Annotated in this window: 8 protein-coding genes; 5 read left to right on the top strand and 3 right to left on the bottom strand. The window is 41.6% G+C overall.

The genetic code is table 11. The annotated features are described in order from the left end of the window. A partial coding sequence (locus tag ENH88_RS20305; protein ID WP_304185111.1) for a PAS domain S-box protein occupies nucleotides 1–1,128 on the bottom strand: 1,128 nt, incomplete at its 3' end. Between the two features lie 166 nt (nucleotides 1,129–1,294). On the opposite strand from ENH88_RS20305, the gene ubiD reads away from it, so the two are divergent. The 5 genes from ubiD to ENH88_RS20280 all read left to right on the top strand — a co-directional run bounded on the left by ubiD (nucleotide 1,295) and on the right by ENH88_RS20280 (nucleotide 5,250). Beyond that, the gene (gene ubiD / locus ENH88_RS20300) at nucleotides 1,295–2,761 is read left to right on the top strand and encodes a 4-hydroxy-3-polyprenylbenzoate decarboxylase (RefSeq protein WP_304185109.1); all 1,467 of its coding nucleotides are present in this window, start codon (nucleotides 1,295–1,297) and stop codon (nucleotides 2,759–2,761) included. A gap of 86 nt (nucleotides 2,762–2,847) precedes the next feature. Beyond that, nucleotides 2,848–3,561 (top strand): NAD(P)H-flavin reductase, encoded by a 714-nt coding sequence (fre, locus tag ENH88_RS20295; RefSeq protein ID WP_304185108.1) that lies wholly within the window; start codon nucleotides 2,848–2,850, stop codon nucleotides 3,559–3,561. 102 nt (nucleotides 3,562–3,663) lie between these two features. Then, on the top strand, nucleotides 3,664–3,987 hold the full coding sequence (locus ENH88_RS20290) for a hypothetical protein (RefSeq protein WP_304185107.1): 324 nt from the start codon (nucleotides 3,664–3,666) through the stop codon (nucleotides 3,985–3,987). Nucleotides 3,988–4,014: 27 nt separating this feature from the next. Further along, on the top strand, nucleotides 4,015–4,728 hold the full coding sequence (locus ENH88_RS20285; protein WP_304185106.1) for a helix-turn-helix transcriptional regulator: 714 nt from the start codon (nucleotides 4,015–4,017) through the stop codon (nucleotides 4,726–4,728). Between the two features lie 108 nt (nucleotides 4,729–4,836). Then, nucleotides 4,837–5,250, top strand: a complete 414-nt coding sequence (locus tag ENH88_RS20280; RefSeq protein WP_304185104.1) for a CBS domain-containing protein — start codon at nucleotides 4,837–4,839, stop codon at nucleotides 5,248–5,250. A gap of 35 nt (nucleotides 5,251–5,285) precedes the next feature. Here ENH88_RS20280 and add read toward each other — a convergent pair whose 3' ends face one another. Both add and ENH88_RS20270 read right to left on the bottom strand, forming a co-directional pair. Further along, complete coding sequence (gene add, locus ENH88_RS20275; RefSeq protein ID WP_304185103.1) at nucleotides 5,286–6,287, bottom strand: adenosine deaminase; 1,002 nt, start codon at nucleotides 6,285–6,287, stop codon at nucleotides 5,286–5,288. Nucleotides 6,288–6,414: 127 nt separating this feature from the next. Beyond that, a complete protein-coding gene (locus tag ENH88_RS20270; protein WP_304185102.1) occupies nucleotides 6,415–9,114 on the bottom strand; it encodes a CHASE domain-containing protein in 2,700 nt (899 codons plus the stop codon). Between the last annotated feature and the right edge of the window lie 80 nt (nucleotides 9,115–9,194).

Below are 9,194 nucleotides of genomic sequence, written 5' to 3'. Positions count from 1 at the left end.
TGGTTTATGACGACCCGAATTTAATATTGCAGGTGTTTGACCAAGCACATCTTGTTCTTGATAACCGGTGATCTGCGTAAAGGCTGCATTTACAGTTTGAATTTCATTATCACGATTAGAAACCAAAATACCTTCATTAGTTGCCGAAAATACCGTACTCGCAAGTCGTTGCTGCTGGCGTGCTTTTAATTTTAAACTGATATCACGAATTAAGTGTATTTCACCAATTTTGCTATTTTTTTCGTCGATAACGGCGGTTACTCGTGCCTCTCCCCAAAATACCTCTTTGGCTCCGTGAAATTGACACTCACTATCAACCCCAGCAACTCCTTTCGGACACTCAGTAAATGAGTAAATATTTTTATCTTCCAGTGGCTCGCCGGCCGTTAACTTTTGCACAGCCGTAGTATTAGCGGTAATAACTATATGTTCGGCATCAGTGTAAACCAGCAAATCATCAATACTATTGAAAATCGCTTTTAGCGTCGCACTGTCTTTTTGCGCCGACTTTTTAGCCCTGCGCAATCGCAAAGCTAACAAGGTTAACGTCGCCAACAGTATCACCAGTACAGAAATAGATATCAGCGCTAACAGCAATTGATCGGTGCGCTTTTGTTCTATTTCATTAGTTTGGCTGGCAACCAACTCTTCAAGATTCTCTTGGTAATGCCAAAGTGCTTTTTCAAGGTTACGTTGCGATGAAATATCATGTATTACAGAAAATAAGAAATCTTTATTCTCAATTGTAAATGGGGCTGAATAAACGCTAACGGTACGTGTTTCACCACTTGCTAAGCGGTGCTGAAAAACAAAATAGTTTTGCCCTTTACTCAGAGCCGCTTGACGCTCCTGTGCAACTTGTTGCTCGGTAAATATATTAATTTGCTGGATGCGCATTGTTTGTAATTGCGCAATACTGTAACCATAAAATGCAGCCGCAGCCTTATTAGCAAATTTAATTTCACCCGTTTGCGGTTCCACCACTAACATCACGGCACTATGCTCATTAAAAAGTGGTATATTGATCGCAGAATCTAATGATTGTTTAGCACTGACTTGATCTACAAAGGTAATTACACAGCAAACAATTACAGCCTTGATAAATGTTTTTACGATAAGCCCACCCATTAATCAAAAACTCATTTCAAACATTAGTCTTAAACTATAGCTTACTCACCTGATAATGTGACAAAAATGATCGCTTAAATACTCCCTAAAGACACCTCATTAATTCGCTTACCGTTTTTATTTAAGTATAATGCTGACAGTCTTTTAAGCTTTAAAGCGGCCCACTATGAAATACAAAGATCTACGCGATTTTATCGATTTATTAGAAAAAAAAGGTGAACTGAAACGTATTCACCAAGAAGTTGATCCTTATCTAGAAATGACCGAAATTGCCGATCGCACACTGCGTGCTAAGGGCCCTGCTTTATTGTTTGAAAACCCTAAAGGCTATGATATTCCAGTGCTGGCTAATTTATTTGGTACACCAGAGCGCGTTGCCATGGGAATGGGTAAAGAACACGTTAGCGAACTGCGAGAAGTCGGTAAGTTACTGGCATTTTTAAAAGAGCCTGAACCACCAAAAGGCTTAAAAGAAGCATTTGGTCAGATCCCCGTTTTTAAGCAAGTGTTAAATATGCCGGCCAAAGAAGTTAAAAAAGCACCGTGTCAGCAAGTTATTATTGCAGGCGATGATGTTGATTTAACTAAGCTGCCAATCCAACACTGCTGGCCAGGTGATGTAGCGCCGTTAATAACCTGGGGGTTAACCGTCACCAAAGGTCCCTATAAAAAGCGCCAAAATCTTGGGATTTATCGCCAACAGTTGCTTGGTAAAAATAAAATCATTATGCGCTGGTTATCACACCGCGGTGGCGCACTTGATTTTCAAGAGTGGTGTAAAGAAAACCCAGGTCAGCCTTATCCGGTATCAGTGGCATTAGGCGCCGATCCAGCGACTATTTTAGGCGCGGTCACGCCAGTGCCAGATACTTTAAGTGAATACGCCTTTGCTGGCTTACTGCGCGGTAGCAAAACTGAAGTGGTTAAATCAATATCAAACGACTTACAAGTACCGGCAAGTGCCGAAATAGTGTTAGAAGGCTATATCATGCCAGGCGAAGTGGCAGCTGAAGGCCCATACGGTGATCATACCGGATATTATAACGAAGTAGATGACTTCCCAGTAATGACAGTCACTCACATGACACACCGTAAAGATCCTATCTATCACAGTACCTTCACTGGTCGCCCGCCTGATGAACCGGCTATTTTAGGTGTCGCGTTGAACGAAGTGTTCGTGCCAATTTTACAAAAGCAGTTCCCTGAAATTGTCGATTTTTACTTACCGCCTGAAGGTTGCTCTTACCGCATGGCCGTAGTGACTATGAAAAAACAATATCCTGGTCATGCCAAACGGGTGATGATGGGAGTATGGTCGTTTTTACGCCAATTTATGTACACTAAGTTTGTGATTGTTTGCGATGATGACGTCAACGCGCGCGACTGGAATGATGTAATTTGGGCTATCACCACCCGTATGGATCCCGCTCGCGACACCACTTTAATTGAAAACACGCCAATTGATTACCTTGATTTTGCCTCACCTGTTTCAGGTCTTGGTTCGAAAATGGGAATGGATGCCACCAATAAGTGGCCTGGCGAAACCAGCCGAGAATGGGGCGAGCCTATCGTGATGGATCAAGCAACTAAAGATCGCGTCGATGAAATTTGGCAAAGCTTAGATATTCTCTAACTGGCCTGTTAGAGGCTGTAAACTCACTGCGCGGTTATGCTACTATTGCTCAAATAAAGTGCGTCTCTGCTAATTTAAGGTAAAACATGCAAACATTACACGCTGAAGTTGTCGCTATCAGCCCATTAACCGAATTTGTTCACAAAGTCATTTTAAAACCAGCACAAAGCGTTACTTTTGAAGCTGGCCAATACCTACAAGTCGTACTGGGTGAAAAAGACAAGCGTGCGTTTTCAATTGCCAGCCGCCCTTCACAGTGTGATGAGCTAGAGCTGCACATTGGCGCATCTGCCGTTGATTCATATGCAATGCAAACCCTTGAACACCTTCGCACAGCACATGCTGAGAAAACTCAGGTGTTGATTGAAGCTGGCCTAGGTATTTCACAATTACGCTTACAATGCGAACGACCAATAATTTTACTCGCCGGTGGCACTGGTTTTTCATACGCAAAATCAATGGCCGACCATTTAAGTGAAATTGGTTGTGACCGCCCAGTATTATTTTATTGGGGCGTACGCGAAGAATCGGCTTTATATGCACATAGCGAAATGCAGGCATGGGCTGACAGCCGCAAAAACTTTGAGTTTATTCCTGTGGTTGAAAACCCAACTGACAGCTGGACCGGTCACACTGGCTACGTACATAAAGCCGTAATGAGCGATATCGTCTCACTTGCTCCATACGATATTTATATGGCAGGTCGCTTTGATATGATTGGCATTGTTCGTGATGACTTTTTAAACCACGGTGCAATTCGCGAAAACATGTACGCCGATGCATTTGCATTTATCAAATAGTATAACCAGAGTAACCAGCTTAATTTTTATCCGTAAGCTGGTTACTGACATTCCCTGACAGCCCGCTATGATTTACTTAGCTCTTCTTAAACAAGGAGAACTATGATGACCACAAATTTAATCGAAGTTGTAAATTTCAAACTAAAGACTGATACAAACTTAGCGCAGTTCCACATCGCTAATAATGATTTTCAGCATTATATTGATAACCAATCAGGCGTACTTTACCGCTCCCTTGCTAAGCAAGCCGATACCCAGCAATATAGTAGTATCATTTATTTTGCTACGGTTGCTGATGCCCAAAAACTTCGTGATGTATTTTTTGATAGTGCTATTTGCCAGCAGTACACTTCTCTAATTGCAAAAGAATCGATAAAGTTGGATCGCTTTGAAGTACTGAGCCAAACAGCTTGTCAGCAAAGCTAATAGCTTTATTTTAAGGAACGCAAACCAGTGCATAAATCAGAGCGGCTATTTCAACTAGTAAATATACTAAAAAGTCGCCGCTTTGCGATTACAGCCCGAGATCTTGCAGCTCGCTTGAATGTATCTCAGCGAACAATTTATCGCGATATTCAGCATTTACAGAGTTCGGGCGTACCCGTTGAAGGTGAGGCAGGCACAGGCTATCTAATTGCCGATTATGACCTACCGCCAATGATGTTTACGCTAGAAGAGCTACAAGCACTGCTATTAGGTAGTAAAATGGTCAGCGCTTGGACTGATCCACAGTTAGCAGCGAATGCCCAAGCTGCAATTACTAAAATTAATGCTGTGTTGCCTAACAAGCTAAAACAACACGTTGCAGAGCTACCGTATTTAGTCTCTGCATTTCATCACGATAAAAGCCACCAAACGACCACTTTGATACTGCGTAAAGCCATCACCAATAAAACCTGCATTGAATTTCATTATCTGGATGTAAACCAACGACCAAGCCAGCGTATTGCCGACCCTTTAGGGCTGGTATATTGGGGCGCAAAGTGGACTCTTATCGCTTATTGTCAATTACGCTGTGACTACCGAGAGTTTCGCTTAGATCGTATTCAAAGTATTGTTCCGCTCACCAAGACATTCGATACTAATCCACAAAAAAGCTTAACGCATTATATGGAGTTAGTGAAAGCCAAATACCAAACTCACTCTGATGGTCTAGCTGATAATTAAATTTAGCTGTGATTGTTGTTACCTATCAGCATAATCAACATAAACAATTTCACAAACGGCCAATCCTTAACCATACTTTGTATAACTCATTAATTGGGAGAGAGCCAAATGTTAAACACCAAAGTAAAAGATTTTATGCAGCGCAAGTTACCGCATATTACCCCCGAAACCGAGATGACCACCGCAATTGCAGAACTACAAAAGTTTAAACTACTGGGCGCGCCGGTGTTTGACGATAATAAATGTTTAGTGGGCTTTATTTCTGAGCAAGAACTACTAAAACCATTAATGCAAACTAGTTATTTTTGTGATGGCGTGGTTAAGGTTTCACAACTGATGCAAACCGAGGTTGTCACCGTCAATGCAGACACCAACATCATGGAACTTGCAGAGCAAATGAAAACCGGTAAGCCGAAAAACTACCCCGTTGTAGAAGGCACTACGGTCATAGGTATGATAGGCCGTAGTGATATTCTTAAAGCCATGTATGATAACTACCTAAGCTGCCAACGTGAACATTAGGTGCATTGCATAATTTAATGGCTTGTACATCGCAACTATCGTGAAGCGGCAGCTTGCTTTAGTTGCTGTTTTTCAGCATCACTCAAATATGCAATATCGAGAGCATTGGCTTGAGCTTTTTCCATATCCGCTTGAGTTAACCCTGCCGCCGGTGCTGCAATCGCGTATTCATGCTCAATTTCGATGCCTTGGACAGCTGGATCATCAGTATTAATGCAGGCCAAAATACCATGGTCTAAAAATTGTTTCAGTGGGTGTACTGTTAAACTAGCGACGGTACTGGTTTGCACATTACTGGTTAAACATGACTCAATCCCTATGCGGTGATCACGTAGGTAGTCTATTAGCTTAGCATCTTCAATAGCTTTGACACCATGGCCAATACGCCCCGCCCCCAGTTCGTTAATCGCCTGCCAAATACTTGCCGATCCTAGCGCTTCACCAGCATGTATGGTCGCCGCTAAGTAAGCATCACCCACTTGTTTAAAGTGATCAACAAATAGCTCACCTGGAAAACCTATTTCATCACCGGCTAAATCAATCGCTACTAAATCATTTTTAAACGCCAGTAAGGCATCTAGTTCTTGCTGGCAAATCTTAGTGCCGTAGGTGCGTGACATAATACCAATCAGATTAGCTTTAACTGTGCTGTTTTGAGTCGCACTTTTAATCCCATCAACAACCGCTTCAACCACGCCTTGTGGGTGTAAACCTTGGCTTTGCGCCATGTAATAAGGACTAAAACGCAGCTCAACATAATCTAAGCCTTGCGCTTGGGCATCTTCGATATTTTCAATGGCAATACGTCGACATGCATCATAGTCACCCAGCACTGCAACGCCCCAATCAAGCTTTTGCAAAAAAGCCATTAGGTTAGGTTCAGGATCAATAACTTGTACATGTGGAATTAGCGCTGCAACATTGTCAGCGGGCAGTTGAATATTAAACTGACGGCCTAAATCAAGAATTGTTTGTGCGCGGACATTACCATCTAAATGGCGATGAATATCTAGCAAAGGGAGTTTTTTGTTGATCATAATTAGCACTCAGTTCAGTTAATTTGCGCGGATGATACGCACTTCAATCGGTAATTCAAGTTTAGATGATTTTGTTGGTATTATTGAGGTCATTTGTCAGCCCCGCTCGATATAAGTACTAATAATATTAATGAGTACTTTTGTGTAGATAATGCCACACGGTTTTAAATAGCTTCTCTGCATCAATTGGTTTTGTTAAATAGCCATCCATACCAGCTGCGAGGGCTTTTTTAACGTCATCATCATGAGCGTTTGCAGACAAAGCAATAATAGGCAACTCATGCATAAATAACTCATCACGGATCACTTTAGTCGCTTGCAAGCCATCCATATTCGGCATTTGAATATCCATGATAACTAAATCATAACGGGTTTCAGAGACTTTCTCTATCGCCTCAAAACCATCAACAGCAACATCAGCAATACAGCCTTTGGTTTTTAATATAGCGGTGGCAACATGTTGATTGAGCAGATTATCTTCAACTAATAAGATCTTAAATGCAGCGAGCGATATATTGTTTGTATCAATATCATTAAACTGTGGCCCTAATTGCTCTGCTTTCGCAAGCGGTGAAGTACGCGGTAAGGTGAAAGTAAAAGTTGAACCCTGCCCTTCGTTACTGACTAGGCTAATTGTTCCACCCATTAATTCAACCAGCTTCTTGCAAATACTTAATCCCAATCCAGTGCCACCGAACTGTCGCGAGGTAGAGCTATCAGCTTGAGCAAACGGTTGGAATAGCTGCTGTTGGGCTGCTTGGCTAATACCAATACCAGTGTCACTGACACTAAAATATATACTGTCACGCTGTTGCCATACTTTTAACGTAATAGCCCCAGCGGCGGTAAACTTAATCGCATTATTTAATAAATTAAGCAGCACTTGTTTTAACCGTATTGGATCACAATCTAGCTGTAGTTCAGTTGTGCTATCGATTTCTAATAGTAATTTCAGCGACTTGATATCAGCTTCAAATTGCACCAAATTAATTAACTCATCAATTAACTTATTTAATGCAATTGGCTCTTGCATTAAATCCAGTTTACCCGCTTCCATCTTTGAAAAATCCAGCACATCATTTAATACTCGCAGCAGCACACTCAGTGCGCCATCAGCTTGTTCAATATAATGACGAGCTTGTTGCCAATCTTGCTGCTGTAACGCTAAATAATGCAGCCCTTTGATGCCATTGATCGGAGTCCGTACTTCGTGACTCATATTGGCTAAAAACTGGCTTTTGATTTGACTTGCTTCATCCGCTTTTTGTTTTTCTTGTCGCAAAACGCGTGTTTGTTGAGCAACTTGCTCCCTAACCTGAATATTCGTGCCTGTTACTGAAATTAAGAAAGTGATCAGTAACCACACAAATAACATCCCTAATATTTGGGCAAACCAGTACATTATCCATGACGTTTGTGTTTTTGGCTCAAGTAGCTGTATTTGCCAAATTCGTTCGCCAATCTCTAATTGGTATTCACTCAACAGCTCTATATCAGTACGAGCAGTGCGATAAATTAAGAGTGTGTTTTGCACATCGGTGACATCATAAAAATCTGCACTTATTTGGCTGTGATGATTAAATTGTAAAGTATTTGCTAAGCGCGCTAGGCTCACCACCGCAACCACAAAACCTCTAAAGTCAACCTGTGTATCCAAATCATTAAATACTGGGCTGATAAACAACACACCCTGTTCGCGCGCTTTATTCTGTAATAAATCAATAGGTTCACTAACCACGAATTCATTCAATGCTTTTGACAACAGTAATGCTCTACGACGCTGGCTATTCGATGCCAAATCAAAACCAATAATCTCTTCATTACCTATAATTGGATAGGTATATTGCACTGGATAATAAGCATCTCGCTCACTAACGGGCTGCCAGAGCCCAGCAGAGGATTGCTCTTTAATATAAAACTGACTCAAGCCAGCTTGTTGTTGGCGAACCCTATTCTGATAATCAGTGCTCTGTGCTGCTGGTACGTAAGGCACCCATTCAAAAGCAAGAATTTCATTACTATAATCCAGCTGTTTTGAAGTGAAACGCTTAAATTCATCATTACTTACTCCAGCACTACTGGCGAAAAAAGTTGAGAGTAATGCTAAATGCCCTGTAATTTCATTTAATTTATGATTTATTTCCGACTGCACTTGCGCAACTTTCGCTTCCTGCTTTTGAATATCTTTGTCTTTTTTCACACTGGCGGCAGCATAAAAGCTAATACTTATAACGACATAAATTAGGATTGCCGGTAAAATTACTTGTAAGCGATGACGCATCTGTGCGTAATTAAAAGCCGCCAATATTAACGGTGTAAAAATTAACACCCCAATACTGTCACCAATCCACCACGCGACAAAGTTATCAAAGGCGGTATGTACCGGTATTATATTATTGAACACCAATAAGCTGGTGCCTATTGCTGCCGCAATCACACAGCAAGCAGGACCTGCAATGATCAAGCTTTGCACACTGTGTTTTAAAGAGGATAAATCTAGCGGCGCTTTAATTATTTTAACGATGAAATAGCAGCCTACCCAGGCCTGCAAAACGGCTGCTAAAGAGACGGCTAAAGCTTGTAAAAAAACCTGCCAATGCAGAATATCAGCAACACGATCGAGATGAATCATATTGGTGAGTAAAGCACCGAGCAAAACCCCAACTAAGGCGCGTCGCCCGCACAATAAAAACCCCGCAAGGGCAATGCCTGACGGTGGCCACGAAGCCACTGCATAACCATCGATTGCCAGTAATGAATTACTGAAAAAACCAGTAATAAAATAAGCAAAGGTTAAACTAAACGTCAGAGTAAATATATTTTGCAATGCTCTGGCGCTCCCATGCTGGTGTGGATCCGCGTATCTACAAATACAGATCGAGTGCTTTTTGTGGTTGTGCGCTTTTA

This window comes from Pseudoalteromonas prydzensis, assembly GCF_011050055.1.
Classification (GTDB): domain Bacteria; phylum Pseudomonadota; class Gammaproteobacteria; order Enterobacterales; family Alteromonadaceae; genus Pseudoalteromonas; species Pseudoalteromonas prydzensis_A.
Note: the sequence above shows the minus strand (reverse complement) of the source record. Positions and strands in the feature narration are given on the sequence as shown.